Here is a 19,178-nt window from a genome sequence, read left to right on the forward strand (position 1 = left end):
ATGGAAGCAGCATCGATGCGATCTTTGGGTGTTTTTATTCAATACGCCCATTTGCTGATTGCGTACCTTCGGGATGTCGTTCACTTCCGACTTCCGAAAGCCATATGAATCAGCTCCTGTCGATGTCCGCGTTTGCGCTTGTCTGTTCAATTACCCCGGGTCCGGTCAACATTGTTGCGCTCAGCACCGGAGTGCGCCGCGGACCCGGTGCCGCGATGAAGCATGTGACCAGCGCGACCGTTGGTTTCACACTGCTGCTCTTGCTGGTCGGCCTTGGTGTGCACCGGATCCTTGCGCGCTGGCCGCAACTGACGCATGTCATTCAGTGGGCCGGCGTCGCGTTCTTGTTATACATGGCTTGGCAGCTCGCCCGCGACGACGGTACGCTCACCACCGACCGAAGCGATGACAGACCATCGCTCGCTTCAGGAGCGGTGATGCAATGGCTCAACCCGAAAGCATGGCTCGCGTCCATAGCCGGTGTGGGCGCGTACGCAGCGAACGGCGATAGCCTCCTGGTGTGGCGTTTTACGGCGCTATATTTCGTGATTTGCTATGCGTCGCTTTCTTGCTGGGCGATGGCCGGAACGCTGCTGCGCCAGCATTTGCACGAGCCGTCGCGCGTGCGGCTTTTCAATCGCTCCATGGCATTGATGCTCGGCGTCAGCGCGATCTACCTGCTAAAAGATTAGCGGCTAGCTAACAACTTCCTGAATCAACCGCGATACTGGCCCGGTGTGGCCGCGACCGCTTGCCGGAATGCACGATGCAGATGCGCCTGGTCGGCGAAACCGGCATCGGCTGCGACTTCGGCGATCGGACGGCCGCGCTTCAACTGGACGCGACTAAATTCGATGCGGCAATTGATCAGGTACGCGTGCGGGGTCATGCCATAGCGTGCCTTGAACGCGCGAATCAAATATGACGCCGACAATTGCGCTGCCGCGCAAATCTCGTCGAGCGACAACGAACGCGTGCGGTGCTCACGAATGTATTCCGCTGCTCGCGCGAGCTTGTCGTTCGTATCTCGTGGCTGCGTGGGCGCGCGATTCAGCCAACGGTGTGCATCGTCGAAAAACTCGATAACGGAGCTGTGCTTTTGCAACGTCTCGGCGTGCTCGTCAGTGAGCGTTGTATAGAGCCGGTTAAGGCCGGCATAGAGCTCGGGCTGCCAGCTGGCTGTTGTCGAGAAAGCCCGGAAGCCATGCCCTTCGCTAAACCCGAGCTCGTGCTGGAGCGAAGTTAACCATTCAGTGTCGATATGCAACATCCGATAAGACCACGGCTCGTCGTCGAGCGGATTGCAGGCGTGCACTTCTTGCGGATTCATCAGCACGACGGCGCCCCGTCCCACTCGCTGACGCACAGAGCCGTTCTCATAGATGCTCTCGCCGCCCGTCACCGCGCCGATCGAGAACGTCTCGTGAGCGTGCCGCGCGTAGCAGATCTCGCGGCCGTCATCGATCGCTCTGGCTTCGATGAACGGTAGCGCGGCATCTCGCCAGAAACGTGGAGCCGATGTGCGAATACGGGGTAACGCCACGGTGGGTTCCTTTAATCTTCAATGAGCCTCTTCACTACTCGGCAGTTTTCCCCGTTGTACAAACGGACGATGTAATCATATCGACTCAACCCGAATCCGACGAGAACGGAACGGACCTCGCTTGACCAACGCAATGGCCAATCAACTTTTCGCCGATAACAGCTCGACGCGCTTGCGCTGCAGGAACCGGCGCACGGCCGGCTCGCGCTCGAGTCCGATCGCGAGATCGTACGCGCCGAGCGCTTCGTCTGTCGCGCCCGCACGCGCGAGCAGATCGGCACGCGCAGCCCAGTACGGCTGGTAGTCGGCCAGCCGCGGATCGTCCACATACGGCGCGAGCGCGTCGAGCGCCGCCTGCGGGCCGTCCCGTTCCGCCTGCGCGAGCGCGCGGTTCACCGCGACTACCGGCGACGCTGCAATCGCGAGCAGCGCATCGTAGAGTTGCACGATTTCGTCCCAGTTCGGGCGATGCGTCTGGCAGCGGTGGACATGCGCGGACTGCAGCGCGGCCTCGAGCTGAAAACGACCGATTGCGTTGAATGCGCTCGCGCGCCGCAGCAGTGCGTTGGCTGCGTCGATCATCGGCATGTTCCATGTCGCCGGATCCTGAGCCGACAGCGGCACGTAGTCGCCGGCCGCATCGCGTCGCGCATCGCGCCGCGCCTGCGCATACAGCATGAGCGCGAGCAGACCCAGCGCCTCTGGCTCATCGGGCAGCAGCTCGACGAGCAAGTGCGCAAGAAACAGCGCCTCGCCGACGAGATCGCGTCGCTCGGTATCGCCGCCGACCGGATCGGTCCACCCTTCCGCATACGCCGCATAGACCGCTTCCAGCACGGCAGCGAGCCGGCCGGGCAACTCCTCGCGCTCGGGTACGCTGAACGGAATGCCCGCTTCGCGGATCTTGTTCTTCGCGCGCGCAAGGCGCTTGCTCATCGCAGCGGGCGACATCAGGAACGCGGATGCAATCGTCTTCGCTTCCAGCCCCAGCACCACCTGCAGCATCAACGGCGTGCGAATCGCGGCCTCGAGCGCAGGGTGCGTGCACGCAAACAGGAGCGCCAGCCGCCGGTCGGGCAACACGCCTGCTTCACGCTCGTCGATCTCGTCGGAGAGGATCGCGAGCTGGTTCGCCACTCCGTCGCCGATATGTCGATGGCGCGCGCCATCGATCGCCCGGCGGCGCGCAACCGTCATCAGCCACGCTTCGGGATTCGCGGGGCAGCCGCGCTCCGGCCAGTCCGCGAGCGCAGCCGCAAACGCGTCGGCGAGCGCGTCCTCGGCCGCGGCGACGTCGCGCGTGCGCATTGCCAGTAGCGCCACGAGCTTGCCGTAACTGCGGCGAGCGACCGCTTCAGCAATCGAACGCGCGGCGCCGTCAGTGTCACGGCCGCCGCCGGACGCACTCATGCAGCAGAGGGCGCGTCGTAGGGTGCAGTCCAGAGCGGGCGCACTTCCATGAGGCCGTGCGCCGCGCCGGGACAACGCGACGCCCACGCGATCGCCGAGTCCAGGTTGGGCACGTCGATCAGGTAGTAGCCGGCGAGCTGCTCCTTTGAATCGGAATAAGGTCCGTCGAGCACCTGCGGCTTGCCGTCGACGAGCCGCACCGTGGTGGCCGTGTTCGTGTTCTGCAGCCGGTTGGCGCCCACCAGCACGTCCGCTTTTTTCAACGATTCGGTGTATGCCTGATAGGCGGCAACTCCCTGCTGCCGCTCGCTGTCGGTCATCTGGTTCCAGCCGTTTTCTTCCGAATAGATCATCAATAGATATTGCATATGAGCCTCCGTCATGGGGTTAAGGCGGCTGAATAACATTGGGCCACCATCACAATGACGCTCGGGCCGCATGCTGATGGACACGGGCGTCGAAAAAATCGCGGACGGCGTACTCGCCTTGATTGTTCGCTTCCGTCCAGGACTTAATACAGCTCGGTCTTCAGGCGTCCGGCCAATGCGCGATCGTAGGCGTTGCTGTCGAAACTGGCGTCGCTGACGGTCTTCAGCATGTCGCCGGCCGAAGGCAGGCTGGCCCGGTCGACGTGCTTCTCGCCGTTCCACAAGTCCGACCTCACTACCGCCTTCGAACAGTGGAAATACACGGACTCCACATGCACGAGGATGACAGTGCGCGGCGGTTTACCGTTGACGTTGAATGAGGCGAGCAGTTCGCTGTCATCGGCGATCGATGCACGGCCGTTCACGCGCATCATTTCCCCCACGCCCGGCACGAGAAAGAGCAAGGCCACGCGCGGGTCGTGTACGAGATTCCTGAGGGTATCGATACGGTTATTGCCCGGGCGGTCGGGAATGGCCAGCGTATGAGGATCGAGGATCCGGACGAAGCCCGTTGCATCGCCCTTGGGCGAACAGTCGAGGCCGTCCTCTCCCGCCGACGCCAGCATCACGAACGGCGACGCCAGGATGAACGCCGCGTAGTCCTCGCTGATGAACGAAATTTCCTTGCGTACCGACCGCTCGTTCGGCTTGCCGTAGATACCTTCCAGTTGCTCGACGCTCGTCAACATGCTTCGCTCCTTCATGACCGTGATTCAGCCAATACATTAGCAGGACCGGCGGAACGTAACGTGACTAGTGCTGCGTGACAGGATCAAGGCCCGTTTGCGTCACGACCGGCGCCGCGTCCGGCGAGGCGAGATACTCAAGCAGCGCTTTCGCTTCCGCCGGATGTTGCGCGCCGGCTGGAATGCCGGCCGCAAAGCGCGTGATCGATTGCACGGACGCGGGGATCTTGCCGACGAAGGTTGCGCCCGGCACGGGCAGCAACTCGCTCACTTGCTGGAAGCCGAGTTCGTAGTCGCCGTTGGCCACGACCGACGCCACGGGAATCTTCGGCACCATCGTAGCCTTCGGCCGGATCTGGTCTTCTATGCCAAGGCGCTTGAACAACTCGTTCTGTATGTACACGCCGCTTGCGCTATCGGAATACGCGATCGACTTCGCGCGCAGCAGCGTCTCCTTCAACGCCGCCACCGTGCCGATATCCGGCTTCGGCGCACCGGCGCGCACGACCATGCCGATGGCCGAATCGGCGAGTTCCACGCGCGAACCCGGAATCACCTTGCCCTGTTTGATGAGGTCGTCGAGCGCGTAGCCGACCATGATGACCACGTCCGCGGGTTCGCCCCGCGCCAACCGGTTCGGGATCGCTTCGGGGGCTTTACCCATGGACGGGCCGAGCGCGGTGTCGAGGGTGTTGCCGCTTGTCGCCGCAAATTTCGGCCCGAGGATTTTGTAGGCCGCCGTGAAGCCGCCGGAACTCATGACGTGCAATTCGGCGGCTTGAACAGCGGTTGCAGCGCCCGCGACTGCAGCGCCGCCGATGAACGCGAACGCGGAAAGCTTCAGCAAGAACGATTTCATGGATGACCGCAAAAAGTGGATGAACCGATAACGTTTGTGCCGACAAAGTTTAAACGCATCAGCGATGTCATTCGTTAGGGAACACCCGTGTTATTTGGTGTGGAAAGATGCCCAAACCGATTGCGACCTGGCCTGACGATTAACTTACCGTGAAAGCAAACGTTTTACTTTCCACACCGCTGGACATGCATGCCGCGGCTGTCAGCTTGAACTGTTAAATACTGAAAATTGCGTCTGATAGCGCGATGATCGGCGGTAGAGTGTGTCATCGAAAGACATTTTTGGTTTGTCCTTCGATAAATAATATCAGTGGGAAAAAACATGCCTGGCGTCCCGCGCCAAGGGATGAGAGCCCACGAAGGCGAACGAGTTTATTTAGCGCCGCGAGGTGGCTTAGAAGCGCGTTCGCCGGACACAAGACGTCAGCGTTCGGGGATATCAAGTGAATACCAAAATGCTAAACCAGGGAAATCGTGCGTCGATAATAATCGATGCGGAGATAGTCCATATTGAAGCAATCATGTCTCGTTGTCTTGCGATGGGAGCCAATGGCGCGATTTTCCACGCGAACTATTGGCGCAATCGGTTATTGACGTTGCGGGATTCCGGCCTGAGCCATACGCAGGATGTCGCGGTGCAATCGCTTCTAAGCGATCTCGTGGCGTGTCACTAGACCGGGGTGCTTTGAATGTTGAATAAATCCAGCCGCGGCCCGATTGCGTGGAAGTCGAAATCCGGCCGCAGCAGCGGGTAGACAGTTTGCGTTATGTGACGCTCGATCTCACGTCGGATTCGCATGCTCGTGCGGCAATCGAGGCTTATGCCGATTCGTGCGCCATCGAGTTTCCGTGGCTGGCGGATATTCTGCGTGCACGGCTGGAAAAGTTAAACCGTTCGGTAGACCGCACTCAGAATCGATTCAAGGGAATTCAAGCAGGACTTGATGCAGGACTTCAGGAAGACGACGCCGCTCTAATGCCACTGACATACTGTGAACAGACGGCGCGGCGACTGATTGCTTTTGCGTGCATGTGTGCGCGGGCTCGTGAGGATTACTCGGATGCGGCATGGGATCATGTCATGAAAAGCTTTGACCGGATGCTGATTCAAATGCGCTGATTTCGCATAAAAAAGTATAATAAAAAGCCAAAATAATCTGCATCGGCATTCGGCGTCCAGGCGAAATAAATGACAAGGCCGTCTTGACTATTTAACGGGATATCAGGCAATGCGGATTTGCGTGCTGGATGACGACCTGAGCCAGACGGCCTTCGTGGCTCAGACATTGTCTGCGGCCGGGCATGTTTGCCAGGTTTTTACCGAGGGCAAGAGCCTGATCCATGAGCTGAGGCGTCAGCCGTACGATCTGCTTCTGCTCGACTGGAACATGCCGGAAATGACGGGCGACGTCGTGCTGAAATGGGTCAGGCAAAATCTCACCACGAACCTGCCGGTCCTCTTCCTGACGAGCCGCAGCCTTGAAAGCGACATCGTCCAGATGCTGAACGCCGGCGCCGACGACTACATCCTCAAGCCGGTGTCGCGGCCTGTGCTGCTCGCCCGGGTGGAAGCGTTGCTGCGGCGGATCTACATGCACCAGAACGAAGTGACCGAGGAAACCTACGGCATCTATCGATTCGATCTGACGACCCAGACCGCGCTCGTCAGCGAAGTCGCGGCCGCGTTGACGCAGAAGGAATTCGAGCTCGCGCTGCTGCTGTTTCGCAACCTGTCGCGGCCGCTGTCACGTTCCCATATTCGTGAAGCGGTGTGGCGGCAGGACGTGGATATCCCGTCGCGCACAATCGATACCCACGTCTCGCAGATCCGTTCCAAGCTGGTGTTGCGGCCGCAAAACGGGTACCGCATAACGCCCATCTATAGCTACGGCTACCGGTTGGAGAAAGTGGGGAACGAGGCGGGGAATGAAGTGGGGAATGAGTCGCCGTGAACGGGATTGATAAAAACGAGCAGGTGAATCAACGTTCGCGCCCGGGATTGGCTGTCATCGTCATCGCCATTGCCTGCGCGATCCAGCCGGTCTATGCCAAACACCTGCCGCAGCAGGACATGACGTCCTATGTGGTGCGCGCGGACGATTCGCTCTACACGTTCGCGGACCGCTATATGCAGAGTCCCGCCGACTGGCGGCTGTTGCGCGACATCAATCACGTGGCGAATCCGCGTCATCTGCAGATCAACGCCCGTCTTTCCATCCCCACCTCGCGCCTCAGGCAGACGTTGTTGACCGCCAAGGTTGTGGCGGTGCGCGGAAGTGTCGAGAAGCTCGGCACGGCGGGCGCGCCCCCGCTGCCGGTGAGCGCGGGGACATTGCTGATGGAGGGCGATCAAATCAGCACTGGCCGTGACGCGTTCGTCTCCATGTTGCTGTCCGACGGCTCGCATGTCGTGTTGCCATCGAGCAGCCGGATCAAGATTGGACGCTTGCGGACCACGCTGCTGACCGGCGCGGTTGATCGACAGTTCGACCTGAGGCAAGGCGAGGTCACGACCGATGTCACGCCGTTCAAGAGCCCACGCGATTCGTTCCGGGTCATCACGCCGTCGGTGGTGGCCGGCGTGCGCGGTACGCGTTTCCGGGTGAACTATCGGACGGCGCAGGACGCGACGACCGTTGAAGTGCTGGCGGGCAAGATTGGCGTGGATGGTTCCAAAGCGGACAACGTGCCGCCCGATAATACGTCCGCGCCGCAGCCAATCAAGGGTGGCGCGCAGACGCTGGTGCTGGCCGGCTACGGCAACCTGACGCGCACGGGCGACGCCGCCGGCGCGTCGGTGCGCTTGCTTGACCCGGCGGAGATGGTTGATCCGGGCAAGGTGCAGAGCGCGCCGCAAGTGACCTTCGACATAACGCCTGTCGACGGCGCCGGGGCATACCGCACGGAGATCGCAACCGATGCTGGCTTCCTCGACCTGCTTCGCGACCAGCGCACGACCGGCCCGCAAGCGGCGTTCGACAATATCCCCGATGGCAACTATTTCGTGCGTGTCTCGGCCACCGACGCGCACGGTATCGACGGCTTGCCGCAAGTGTTCACGTTCACCCGCCGACTTGACACCACCAACGCGGCGGCTACGCCTATCGACGGGAATGGCTACCTGTTCCGCTGGCATGTCGATGGTGCGGCGACGGGCGCGCGGTATCGGTTCATCCTGTCGGATCATGCGGACCTGAGCGCGCCGCTTATCGACCTGCTCGATGTGTCGGGCGGCGAGATGTCGGTGGCGCATCTGGCGCCAGGAAAGTACTACTGGACGATTGTTGTCGATACCTTCGAGAACGGCCTGCTCCTGTCGATCCCCAGCGAAATCCGGTCGTTCACTCAAACGCGGTAGGCGCAACCCATGCCATGGCGCTTTCCCTTCCACAGCCGGCGCTGGCCGGGGCCGTCGATCGGCAAGCGGTTTTTCCTGGAATGGATGCTGATCGGCGTGGTGGGCGTGGCCGCAGTGCTTCTTGGCGTGGCGAGCCCGCTGACGGAACGCGCCAGTTTCCTGTTCTACGATCAGTTGTTGCTGCACGCGTCGACCCGTCCGTCGAGCGGCATCGTGATTGTCGCGATCGACGACGAAAGCATTGCCGAGCTCGGGCGCTGGCCGTGGTCGCGCGAAACGCACGCGGCGTTGCTCACGCAACTGGCGAAGGCCAAGCCGGCGAGCGTCGCGTACGACGTGCTGTTCACCGAGCCGTCTCCCGGCGACGCTGCCTTCGCCGACGCGATGAAACATGTGCCGACCTATTTGCCGCTGCTCGTCGACCGGCTGCCCGTCAACCAGAACGAGCCCGCCGTGGTCGAGCCCGTCCCGGTGCTGCGCGAAGCGGCGGCGGGCGTGGGTCATATCGACCTGGAAGTGAATCACGACGGCATTGTGCGCAGCGTCTCGCTGTTCGAAGGCAGTGGCAAGGACTGGTGGCCGAGCATCACGGTGCCGGTCTATCAGGCGATGCGGGGGAACGAAGCAACGTTGCCCGGCATCGAAACAGCGGCTGCGGATGCAGCATTCGCAGCGTCGGGACCGGCAGGCGCGGGCGACCTGAAGCGCGCGCATCGGATGATGATCCCGTTCTCACGTACGTCGCTGGATTATCCGCGCGTGTCGTTTGCGGCCGCGATGCAAGGCGCGGTGCCGCCTGAATTCTTCGCGGGCAAGATCGTGCTGGTCGGCGCAACGGCGGCCGGGCTGCGTGACCGCTTTGCCACGCCGATCTCAGGCGAAGTGGGCGAACTGCCCGGAGTCGATATCTACGCGACCATCCTCGATGCATTGTTCGACGGCCGCGCCATTGAACCGATCAGCGACAGGACTGCGGGCTGGGCGAGCCTCCTGCCGGTCGGCATCCTGCTCGCGGCGCTGCTGGTGGTGTCGCCGCTGCAGTCACTCATGCTCACGATCGCACTGGGCGGCGCCTGCCTGATTGCGAGCGCTTGCCTGGTGTATTTGCGCTCGCGCTGGCTCTCGCCGGTGCCGGCGCTCGGCGGCCTCGCGCTGATCTATTTGCTGTGGAGCTGGCGGCGTCTTGAGGTGGCCATGTCGTATCTCGGACAGGAACTGCGTCTGCTTGCCGCCGAGCCGAATCTGCTGCCGGGTTCCGAACAGAAACCGCACGGCGCGGCGGGTGATGTACTCGAGCGCCTGATCGCGCTCACGCGCCAGGCCGTGCAACGCCAGCGCAATATGCGGCAGTTCATCTGGGACAGCTTGAACAGCTTGCCCGAGCCGATCATGGTCTGCGATCGCAATGGCCGCATCCTGATGGTCAACGATCCCGCGCGGCTGCATTTTGGTCCCGTGCGTTTCAACGACATGTCGGTCATGCAGCTCTTCGGCGAGTTCCACTTTGTGCGTCTCGTCGATGAAGACAGCAGCGGGGCATTGCCAAGCGGCATGCAATGGCCCGCGATGCTCGACCCGCGCGACGAACGGCACACAGCCGTGATGATGCACGGCATTGAAGTGCGCGATCGCCACGGCCGCGATCACATGTTGCGCTATGCGCCCTGCACGACCAGCGCGGGCGAATCGCTTGGCTGGATTGCGAGCTGGGTCGATATCACCGCGCTGCACGCGTCCGAGCGCCAGCGCGACGACATGCTGCATCTGCTGTCGCACGACATGCGCTCACCGCAGGCGTCGATACTCGCGTTGCTCGATACCGAGCGGCCGCACATCGACTCAAAACCGGCAATGGACTTGATGAAGCGAGTGGAACGCTATGCGCGCCGCTCACTTGCGCTAGCCGATGATTTTTTGCAGCTCGCCCGGGCGGAATCGCAGCACTACAGTCTTGAACTGCTGAACTTGCATGAGCTCGCGATCGACGCCAGCGACGAGATCTGGCCGCTCGCGAACGCGAAGGACATCGAGGTCCGTTGCGAGAGTGAAGGTCAGGCTTTTTGGGTGTTGGCAGACAGGTCGCTGATGACGCGCGCGCTCATCAACTTGCTCAGCAACGCGGTGAAATACAGCCCGCCGGGCACGCGCGTGGACTGCATTGTCACGGAGATGCCGGGCGCGATCGTGTGCGTGGTGCGCGATGCGGGCTACGGTATCGCGCTTGAGCAGCAGGCACATTTATTCGAACGCTTCCGGCGCTTTCATCTCGATGGCCAGCCGCCAAGCGATGGAACCGGGCTGGGGATGGCATTCGTGAAGACGGTGGTCAGCCGGCACGCCGGGGAGATAGCCATCCAGAGTGCGCCGGACCAGGGAACGACGGTGACGATCACCTTGCGCTCGCAAACTATCGAGCCGCGCGAAGCGAACGGTGAACAACCCGCCGCGCAGGAGCAATCTCAGAAGCAATGAACGTTTTTTGGGGAACGAAGTGAACATACGATCGATGGCAAGCGCCATTTTCTTTCTCGCGATATTGAGCGGTTGCGCGAGCGAACCGCCGGTGAGGATCAGCGCCTACAGTGCGAATGGCGGCGATTTCGCGACGTCGGGCGCGAAGACTTATGCGTTGCAGGCTTCGAGCGTCGAGCCTCAGAGCGACGCTACAACCGCTGTGGCCACCGATACGACTACCGCTCGCTGGCTTGACGAAGCGCTGGCCGCGAAGGGCTTGCATCACGTGCCTGCGAACAGCGCGGACTACCTCGTCAAGCTCGGTTATGCAACGCGTCCGCAAGCCGTGCGCGTGCGCGCCGAATGCGCTGGCGCACCGGAAAGCGCATGCGACGACGTCGCGCCGCAGAAGGAGTGGTTTGGACGCAAACACTACATTCATGCGCTGACTATTCAGTTTGTGGACCGGACGAGCGGGGCGTTGACCTATCAGGTGAGTGCGACGCATACGGATCGCGACCCGGCCGGCAGCGCAGCGCTGCACGCCCTCATGAGTTGTGCGTTCGCGGACTTTCCCATGCACAATGCCGAGCGGCGCGAGGTCGCGCATTGTGATTAGTGGCTGGCGGAAGATGCGCATGCGGGAAATTGGCGCGCGGAGATTGGCGTATTCTTGCGCCTGAACGAAGCGACGACAGAGCGACGACGCAATGGCCAGCATTGCAGACGACCACGCGAAGCCGCTGAAGACGTTCAGTCCACACGAGCCCGAAGGACTCGCCACGCCAGGGAACCCGCAGTGAAGTTTGCCGATTTTTGCCGTTGCACCGTAGTCACGTTAACTTGCGTCTTGATGACGAACGCGTTCGCCGACGAACAGAGCGCTACCCCCGATACCAGCGCCGCTGATCCTTGGAAAGTCTCGGTCGGCCCCGCGTTGATGGTGGCGCCGAAATACCCGGGTTCCCGTGCGTTTCAGGTGCTGCCGCTGCCATCGCTCGATATTTCCTACGATGACCGGATCTTCTCCCAAGGTCTCGACGTACTCGGCATCAACCTCCTGAAAGGTCCGGCGTATCACTTCGGCACGTCAATCAGCTTCGATTTTCAATCGCGTAATGAATCCGATGACCCGCGTCTTCATGGCCTGGGTAATGTGCATTACGGACCCAAGCTGAGAGTGTTTGCCGATTATTCTCTGTCGCTATTGACGGGCTCGGTCGCGGCTTATCAGGACATCGCGGGGACCGGGCAAGGGTTGCTGGTCAGCGGGGATCTGGTGGCGAATATGCCGCTGACGTCGAAGCTGTTGGTGTCGGTTGGGCCGGGGGTTACGTGGGCGAATGCCGTTTATAACCGTTCGCTTTTCGGCGTCTCCGCCAGTCAAAGCGCGGCTTCCGGTTTGCCGGCCTATGACACGAGTTCAGGCATCCGGGACGTTCACCTCAACACCTACGTCAGCTACGATTTCTCGAAGAAATGGGTAGGATCGGTGTCGCTCACGGCCGGACGGTTGGAGCACAACGCAGGGCATAGCCCGATCACCGAGCAAAGAACTGAATTGAATTTTCTCGCCGCGGTGAATTATCGGTTCAGGTGAGCTGGGGACTGGCGGTTGTTGTGATTCTGTTCGGAAGTCGCGCCACGCTTCGCCATCGGTGCTATCGGGCAAGATACGAAGCTGGCCCATCGATATCGGAATGAATCGGACAAGCAAACCGGGATCATCCTGTCGGTTACGCCGCCGAATCCTTAAGCGCGGCGTTGACTCTGAATCATTTCTTGAGAGTTGATCCAACGACACCCCGTTTTTGCAACGATAACTGCATCGAGCAACGTGGCAGCAATCACATCGGCTTGATTGACATGGAATTTCTTCGGCAGGACCGGCGCTAAAAGTCGAAGCAGTGTCAGTGCGGCTCCTTCTGCAGCCCTTGCTTCATTCCGCTCGCCGCCAATGAGGCTGGGTCTGCAGATCGCAAGCGACCGGAACCCGATTTCCTGGATGTCCCTCTCAACCTCTCCTTTGGTCCTGTAGTAAAAGCTCATGGAACCTGGAGATGCACCCATCGCAGTCACAATTGCATACGTTTCTACGCCGGCGAGATGTGCGGCTTTCCCCAATGCGATGGGTAGTGCGTAGTCGACGTAACGAAACGCTTCTTTCGAGCCTGCTTTTGCCTGAGTCGTTCCCAATGCGCATATGACCGCGTCCGGCTTGTACGACATCAGAAGCGGAACAAGTTCCTCCAGGCGTGGCCCAACTGGATTCACCAGTCTGTCACGCGGCGCCAGCGGTCTCCGTGTTGGTGCAATCACGTCCGAAAAGGCGCCGTTGGAGAGTGCTAGCCTCAATGTTCTGCTTCCCACCAAGCCTGTGGCACCGAGCAGTAGTAGTTTCATCTTCACGTTCTCTCATCCTGTCGTTCGAACCAACATGTACTCGCGATAAACCGTGTCGAATACGTAGAGACCTACGGCCTATTGTTTGATTCCCTCGAAATTGATCGTCACGTGAACACCGTCGCCAACATAGGGGACATAGGCCTTCATGCCGAAATCGTAACGCTTGATCGTTGTTGTTGCCGTAAAACCTACTTTATAAACGTTGGTACCGATCGTATCCTGTGCCATTCGATTGAACCTCGTCTTGAGCACCAAACGCTTAGTGATCCCAAGCAAGGCAAAGTCACCTTGGATGTCTGCCGTCCTGGTGCCCGTCTTTTTGATGTGTGTGCTATTGAAGGGGATTTCTATTTGAAGCGATTGCCAATGCCAAAGGTAGTCGGCGAGTTATTGCAGGAAACTCATTCAAGTCTTGCCAACGGCCGATGTTGCTATCGGTAAAGATGAACTTCGCTTCCTGTCGCTCGATCACGGCCGTACTTCTGGCATCAAATTTCGCTGAGACGCCGTTGTCGTCAAACGCCGCTGACTTTCACTCCTTCTCCGCCGCGCGCTCAAGCATCGCGTCGCCGATCCGATCATTGCCGCGTGCCTTGAGCGCTTCCCCCGCGCCTCGGATATCCCGCGCTTCCTTGTTCTGGCCGAGCTTGCTCTTACCCGTGAGCCGGGTGATATCGATTTGCAAACCCACAATCGATTTGAGCATGGTGTCGATGTAATCCCTCGGCGCGTCGCCCATTTTCCACGGTTGGGGCTCAGTTGCCTCGTGCGTGCGGGTCAGACGGGCGACCACGCTCCGCACGTATTTTTCATCGTCGCGAATGGTGATGCGCCCATGGGCGTGAACGACGACGTAATTCCAGGTTGGCACCTGCTTGTGCGCTTCATGCTTGCTCGGATACCACGTGGGCGAAATGTACGCATCGCCAGCACGGAAGATGACCAGAACCTTGTCGCCATCGACGACGTCCTGCCACAACGGATTGCTCCGCGCGACATGCGCATGCAGCACGCCCAGATCGCCTTCGTTCGATGCAAGCTCAAACGGGATGTGATTGGCGTCCAGACCGCTCTTGCCATGGGAAATCAGGCTGCCAAACGGATTTCCTGCGATGAGTGCGTGCATCACGTCTTTGCGAGACTCGTCGAAATGCGCGGGTAGATACATGCGTGGCTCCAATAGGTTTTTGTCGCTCGCCTGTGCGAAGGACGTTTGTCTCGTATGAAGTGTGTGCCTAAACTGGTTTATTCTGTAGAGCCAATTTGAATCATTTTCATTGAACCAGAATCATGGCGCGAACGCCCCTTGTATTAGATGTTCCCGCGCTCGGCGCACTCGAACGAGGTGCGGGAAACCTGTCCGGCCAGTTGGCGCAACTCCTGCGCGAGGCAATACACAGGGGAGAAATCAGGCCCGGCGACGCTTTGCCGTCCACGCGGCTGCTCGCCGCTTCCTTGCAGGTCGCGCGTGGAACAGTGGTCGAAGCCTACGAGCAACTGATCGCCGAGGGTTTCCTCGAGTCGCAACGAGGGGCGGCCACGCGCGTTGCCGAGGCATTATCGGGCGGGGGCGCAGGAAGACAAACAGGCCCAGCGAAGCAGGTTCGCAAACCGCAAACGGCCCGGGGGCAAGCATCGCGGACCAGTTTGCCCGAACCGGCGGCGCGCTTTGCCCAGGTGGCGCGCGAGTTCACGCCATTACCGCCGATGCCATTCGCTATCTCGGTTCCTATCGGCCTGACGGCGCCTGCCGATATCTGGCGTCGGCTAGGTAATCGTGTACGCGCCAAAGGCCCGGGCGCACCCGCTGGTTATGACGATCCGAAAGGCGCGCTGCCGCTGCGCGAAGCGATCGTTGCTTACGCGCGCAAGTCGCGCTCGGTGCACTGCGACGCCGGCCAGGTCATCATCACTAGCGGCACGCAGCAGGGCTTGTATCTCGCGAGTCAGGTACTGCTGGGATCGAAGGATCAGGCGTGGGTGGAGGATCCCGCGTATCGCGGCATCACTGCGACGCTCGAGAATAACGGCCGGGACAGCGTCATGATCCGGGTGCCGGTGGACGATGAAGGCATCGATGTCGACGCAGGCATCCGCCAGGCGCCGCACGCGAAAGTGGCCTTCGTGACGCCCTCGCATCAATATCCGCTCGGCATGCCGCTGAGCACATCGAGACGCAGCGCGTTACTGGCGTGGGCGCGCACCAACGACGCCTGGGTGGTCGAAGACGACTACGACAGCGAGTTCCGGTACGAGGGTTATCCGTTTCCGTCGCTGCATAGCTCGGAACCGGACCGGGTGGTCTACCTGGGTACGTTCAGCAAGATCCTGTTTCCATCGCTGCGGCTGGGTTATGTCATCGTGCCGCACGATCTGGCCGATGCGTTTTGTGGCGCGCGCGTCCTGATGGACCGGCACCCGCCGAATGCGGATCAGCACGTGCTCGCGGCGTTCATGGCCGACGGCCACCTCGAGCGGCATATCAGGCGGGTTCGCAATGTGTATGCGAACCATCGGGCACAGCTTATTGCTGCCATCGGCTCGCTGCTGCCGCCAGAAGTCGCGCGGGTGCAGCCCGGCGATCAGGGCATGCATCTGGTGCTGTGGCTTGCGGAAAGCCTGGACGACCGCGAGGTGGCCGCGGCAGCCGCGCGCGCCGGCGTGGCGGTACGGGCGATGTCGCCGATGTTCTCGCCGGGGAACGGCCGCCCCGGACTCGTCCTTGGCTTCGGCGGATTCAGCAGTGAACAGATGAAGGATGCCGCAGAGCGTCTCGCGGCGGTTATCACCGACGCAGCGAAATCAGGTGCGAGACGGAAAGACGCCGGCAGGCCGGCATCCACGCCGGAAGGCCGTTGACCATGCACCCGGATCGGGCGCCGTGTCGAAATTTGAGATGACAGGCACAATACGCGTCGATGCCGCCGAACTGCGCCGTGTTCGACAGTCGAACATGCCGGTACAGGCCAACGGCGCATCACCGAATTCGCCCCTTTGATGCTTTCATGACCTCCACTATCCCCGACCGTTCTGCCCCTCCCGCGCTTACACCGAACTCGCCGCGCTTCCTGCTGTTTGTGATCTGCCTGTTCGCGTCCGCCGGACAGCTCGCGATCGACATCTACGTGCCCGCGCTCCCCGCGATGGCGCGTTATTTCGCGACATCGCCTCAGGCAATCCAGTCGAGCGTTTCCGGCTACATGGCGGCCTACGCGCTCGGCCAGCTCGTCTTTGGCCCCGTTTCCGATGCCTATGGACGCAAGCCCGTGCTGGCTTTCGGCCTCGTCATATTCACGATCGGCTGCCTGCTGTCGCTCGCCTCGCCGAATCTGGAGACGTTCCTCCTCGCCCGCTGTCTGCAGGGCTTCGGCATTGCCGCTACCAACCTGCTCGCGAAGGCGATCATCACCGACTCGTTCTCCGGGCAGACGCTGGTCCATGCGTTCACGTACATGGCAATCGCGTGGGGGCTTGCGCCGATCGTGGCGCCCGTGATCGGCGCCCACTTGCAGACGTGGTTCGGCTGGCAGGCCTGCCTCGTTTTCCTGCTCGTCTATTCGCTCGTGATGTGGGCGGTGATCTGGCGGTATCGTGAAACGCTGCAGCGCCCGGTGCGCCTGGAGCCGCGTACGCTGATCGCCAATGCGGGCAAGGTGCTCTCGAGCCCGGTGTTCCAGAGCTGTTTTCTCGCGCAGGGACTGTGCTACAGCATCTTGCTCGTATTCAACATCGTCGGGCCGTTCATGGTGCAGAACACGCTGCACGAGCCGCCGACCTTCTTCGGTTACCTCGCGCTCGGCATCGGAATGATGTATTTCCTGGGCGGCCTGTCGAACCGCATCCACGGCCCGCGTCTGCCGACCGCGGAGCAGCGGCTGTACTTCGGTGCGCGCGTGATGGCGGCCACGTCAATTGCAATGCTGTTGCTGGCGCTGACGGTCGGCCTGCGCGTATGGACGCTCGCGACACCCGTGCTCGTGATGGGGTTCTGCGCAGGCGCGATGTATCCGACGCTGATGGCCAAGGGCAATTCCCTGTTCCCGCACATCGCGGGCTTGACGAGTGCGATCCTCGGGTGCGCACTGCTGCTTGTATCGTCAGCGATGATGGGGCTCGCCGGTTTCTTGTCGGTGCAGGTGCTCACGCCGCTCGCGGTGTTCTTCGTGCTTCTCGCGTTCGGTGTTGTCTGGATGGTGACGAAACTGCTGCGGCATCTGGCGCAACTTCAGCCCGATGCGCCCGTGTGCCGCGACGGCAAGGTGGCGTGAAGCACGCCGCTAGGTGCCAATCACGACATACACGACTGCCAGCGGCGAAGTCTTGCCTCCCGGCAAGGCTGCGCGCAGCGGAAAGCCAACGGTACCGCGTACGGCGACGAATCGTGACATCTGAAAGCGCAAGCCCCCGCCGGCGCTGACGAGCGAACCGTTGTTCTGCTCGGCCGGCTCATCGATGCGATTCCAGGCATGTCCGGCATCGATGAATAAAAACGGCTGCAGCGCCGTGCCCGTCGTGCCGAATGCGAGTGGCGGCGTGCGCAATTCCGTCTGCAGATCCCAGCCGCGGTCGCCCAGCACGACATACGGCTCGTAGCCACGCACACTGGTATCGCCGCCAAGCCCCAGTTCCTCGCTGGGCAGCAACGTATTCGGCGTCCATTGCAACACGCCTCGGGCATACAGTGAAAAGCCGGCGCCGATCGCCACATCGCGCTGGGCCGACGACTGTATGTACGCGTACCGCGCTGTCGCGCCGAGGCGCGAGGTGTTGAAGGCCGCGTCATTGTCATCACCGTCGAAGTGCCCGGGACTCAGAAAGAGCGTTGCATTCACGGCTGCCTGGCCGAGCGCGTCGGTTTTGGTGGCGTCATAGGCAATGACGAATTGATGGATATGGGTATTCGACCCGAACACCTGGAAGCCGCCGAATTCGAGGTTGTTGTTCGACCGCTTGAAGTCATAGCCGAACTGCATCTGCTGCTGCCATTGTCCTGACGACGCGATCCGCAAGTCGTAACGAAAACTCAGTTGTGCCGAGATTCCAGTCTGCCCATAACTGTCCGGCAGATCCGGCGTACCTTGCGCATACATGCCGAATAGCTCGACCCGATCAAGCCACGGCAGCGGCGCGCTGTAATTAAACGAATGGCCTACAAAGCGCGGGTGATTGGCACCGCCAAAGATATCCGGGCGGCCGTCGAACACGTCACTGTTGGTCGTGAGCTGGTAGCCGATCTCCTGATCGAGGCCGAACAGATTGCCGTAGTCGATTCCGGCGAAAAAGCGGTCGCGGCCAAGCTGGCTCACACCGCCGTTGTCGTAGCCGGCACTCAGGCGCAGCGGCAGACGATCTTGCGTTTCCAGCACGACGTCGGTTGAGTCTTTCGCCGCCCCGGGCGCGTACACCACGTTCACCGTCCGGTAAGGGTTCAGGTTCAGTAGCGCCAGCCCCGACGTCACATCGGCCTCGCTGATCGATTCACCGCTGGTGAGCGGCATTTCTCCGGTCAGCACGGAATCGGAGAAATATCGGTTACCGCGCGCGATCACCTTTCCCAGGCGATAACTCGCCACCGCAATCCGCACGACGCCGCCCGATACGTCCTGCTCGGGAACGTACACATCGACGAGCGGTTGCCCCGCTTCGCGAAAGCGCTGCACAACTGCGCGGCGTATCCGCGCGAGCCGTCCGAACGTCATCGGCCGGCCGAGATCGGCTGAGAAGCCGGCGAGGAACTGGGCATCGAGAAGCGGCAGGCCCTGCGCCGTGATCGCGCCCTGCGCTGCCTCGGTGACGGAAGGCTGACCGCTGTGATCTGCCGAGAAGACCAGGCCGCGCAGCGTCTCGACGGCCACCTGCGTGGCGTTGGGATCGCCTTCGGGAAGAACTGGCGGCTTCAGTTGGTGCGCGTTTGGAGGGGGTGGCGTGGGTGTCACGTCACGATACGACTGTGCCGCCGCCGCGATCGCAAATGCGATCAGGACGGCACCCGTTCCCACGCGGGTGACAACATGCGCCCACTTACGCGCGGTGCC

General features: G+C 61.3%; 19 protein-coding genes. 10 read left to right on the forward strand and 9 right to left on the reverse strand.

The window, feature by feature from the left end; translation table 11 throughout:
- Positions 1-104: 104 nt before the first annotated feature.
- Positions 105-692 (forward strand): LysE family translocator, encoded by a 588-nt coding sequence (locus ACSQ83_RS34375; RefSeq protein WP_436231180.1) that lies wholly within the window; start codon positions 105-107, stop codon positions 690-692.
- Positions 693-715: 23 nt separating this feature from the next.
- Here ACSQ83_RS34375 and ACSQ83_RS34380 read toward each other — a convergent pair whose 3' ends face one another.
- The 5 genes from ACSQ83_RS34380 to ACSQ83_RS34400 form a co-directional block, all read right to left on the reverse strand.
- Complete coding sequence (locus ACSQ83_RS34380) at positions 716-1,543, reverse strand: AraC family transcriptional regulator (RefSeq protein WP_414951578.1); 828 nt, start codon at positions 1,541-1,543, stop codon at positions 716-718.
- 141 nt (positions 1,544-1,684) lie between these two features.
- A complete protein-coding gene (locus tag ACSQ83_RS34385; protein ID WP_436231181.1) occupies positions 1,685-2,953 on the reverse strand; it encodes an RNA polymerase sigma factor in 1,269 nt (422 codons plus the stop codon).
- On the reverse strand, positions 2,950-3,321 hold the full coding sequence (locus tag ACSQ83_RS34390) for a YciI family protein (protein WP_414966333.1): 372 nt from the start codon (positions 3,319-3,321) through the stop codon (positions 2,950-2,952). The genes ACSQ83_RS34385 and ACSQ83_RS34390 overlap by 4 nt, the downstream gene beginning before the upstream one ends.
- Positions 3,322-3,464: 143 nt before the next feature.
- The gene (locus ACSQ83_RS34395) at positions 3,465-4,070 is read right to left on the reverse strand and encodes a pyridoxamine 5'-phosphate oxidase family protein (protein WP_436231182.1); all 606 of its coding nucleotides are present in this window, start codon (positions 4,068-4,070) and stop codon (positions 3,465-3,467) included.
- Between the two features lie 64 nt (positions 4,071-4,134).
- Complete coding sequence (locus tag ACSQ83_RS34400) at positions 4,135-4,926, reverse strand: substrate-binding domain-containing protein (RefSeq protein WP_436231183.1); 792 nt, start codon at positions 4,924-4,926, stop codon at positions 4,135-4,137.
- A gap of 520 nt (positions 4,927-5,446) precedes the next feature.
- Between ACSQ83_RS34400 and ACSQ83_RS34405 the strand changes: the two genes are divergently transcribed.
- The 7 genes from ACSQ83_RS34405 to ACSQ83_RS34435 all read left to right on the forward strand — a co-directional run bounded on the left by ACSQ83_RS34405 (position 5,447) and on the right by ACSQ83_RS34435 (position 12,337).
- A complete protein-coding gene (locus tag ACSQ83_RS34405) occupies positions 5,447-5,599 on the forward strand; it encodes a hypothetical protein (RefSeq protein WP_414951583.1) in 153 nt (50 codons plus the stop codon).
- Between the two features lie 47 nt (positions 5,600-5,646).
- Positions 5,647-6,045 carry a hypothetical protein gene (locus tag ACSQ83_RS34410; RefSeq protein WP_436231184.1) on the forward strand — a complete coding sequence of 133 codons (399 nt, stop codon included), beginning with the start codon at positions 5,647-5,649 and terminating at the stop codon, positions 6,043-6,045.
- Between the two features lie 109 nt (positions 6,046-6,154).
- Complete coding sequence (locus ACSQ83_RS34415; protein ID WP_414951587.1) at positions 6,155-6,877, forward strand: response regulator transcription factor; 723 nt, start codon at positions 6,155-6,157, stop codon at positions 6,875-6,877.
- Positions 6,874-8,283 (forward strand): FecR domain-containing protein, encoded by a 1,410-nt coding sequence (locus tag ACSQ83_RS34420; RefSeq protein WP_436231185.1) that lies wholly within the window; start codon positions 6,874-6,876, stop codon positions 8,281-8,283. Before ACSQ83_RS34415 ends, ACSQ83_RS34420 begins: the two co-directional genes overlap by 4 nt.
- Before the next feature lie 9 nt (positions 8,284-8,292).
- Positions 8,293-10,755: a CHASE2 domain-containing protein gene (locus ACSQ83_RS34425; protein WP_436231186.1), complete on the forward strand. Its 2,463-nt coding sequence runs from the start codon at positions 8,293-8,295 to the stop codon at positions 10,753-10,755.
- A gap of 34 nt (positions 10,756-10,789) precedes the next feature.
- Positions 10,790-11,356 (forward strand): DUF4136 domain-containing protein, encoded by a 567-nt coding sequence (locus tag ACSQ83_RS34430; RefSeq protein WP_436231187.1) that lies wholly within the window; start codon positions 10,790-10,792, stop codon positions 11,354-11,356.
- A gap of 234 nt (positions 11,357-11,590) precedes the next feature.
- Positions 11,591-12,337, forward strand: coding sequence for a MipA/OmpV family protein (locus ACSQ83_RS34435; RefSeq protein ID WP_436231188.1), 747 nt, complete (start codon positions 11,591-11,593; stop codon positions 12,335-12,337).
- 152 nt (positions 12,338-12,489) lie between these two features.
- On the opposite strand, the gene ACSQ83_RS34440 is transcribed toward ACSQ83_RS34435, so the two are convergent.
- The 3 genes from ACSQ83_RS34440 to ACSQ83_RS34450 form a co-directional block, all read right to left on the reverse strand.
- Positions 12,490-13,140: an NAD-dependent epimerase/dehydratase family protein gene (locus ACSQ83_RS34440; protein WP_436231199.1), complete on the reverse strand. Its 651-nt coding sequence runs from the start codon at positions 13,138-13,140 to the stop codon at positions 12,490-12,492.
- Positions 13,141-13,218: 78 nt separating this feature from the next.
- Positions 13,219-13,494, reverse strand: a complete 276-nt coding sequence (locus ACSQ83_RS34445; RefSeq protein ID WP_414966894.1) for a YceI family protein — start codon at positions 13,492-13,494, stop codon at positions 13,219-13,221.
- A 181-nt stretch (positions 13,495-13,675) separates the two neighbouring features.
- Positions 13,676-14,311, reverse strand: coding sequence for an FMN-binding negative transcriptional regulator (locus ACSQ83_RS34450; protein WP_436231189.1), 636 nt, complete (start codon positions 14,309-14,311; stop codon positions 13,676-13,678).
- Positions 14,312-14,433: 122 nt separating this feature from the next.
- Here ACSQ83_RS34450 and ACSQ83_RS34455 point away from each other — a divergent pair, with 122 nt between their 5' ends.
- Both ACSQ83_RS34455 and ACSQ83_RS34460 read left to right on the forward strand, forming a co-directional pair.
- Positions 14,434-16,002, forward strand: a complete 1,569-nt coding sequence (locus tag ACSQ83_RS34455) for a PLP-dependent aminotransferase family protein (RefSeq protein ID WP_436231190.1) — start codon at positions 14,434-14,436, stop codon at positions 16,000-16,002.
- 146 nt (positions 16,003-16,148) lie between these two features.
- Positions 16,149-17,411, forward strand: coding sequence for a multidrug effflux MFS transporter (locus ACSQ83_RS34460; protein ID WP_436231191.1), 1,263 nt, complete (start codon positions 16,149-16,151; stop codon positions 17,409-17,411).
- A 9-nt stretch (positions 17,412-17,420) separates the two neighbouring features.
- Here the strand turns inward: ACSQ83_RS34460 and ACSQ83_RS34465 are convergent, their stop codons facing one another.
- Positions 17,421-19,142: a ShlB/FhaC/HecB family hemolysin secretion/activation protein gene (locus ACSQ83_RS34465; protein WP_436231200.1), complete on the reverse strand. Its 1,722-nt coding sequence runs from the start codon at positions 19,140-19,142 to the stop codon at positions 17,421-17,423.
- Positions 19,143-19,178: the final 36 nt, after the last annotated feature.

The organism is Caballeronia sp. LjRoot29 (genome assembly GCF_964252755.1).
In the GTDB taxonomy this organism is placed as follows: Bacteria; Pseudomonadota; Gammaproteobacteria; order Burkholderiales; family Burkholderiaceae; genus Caballeronia.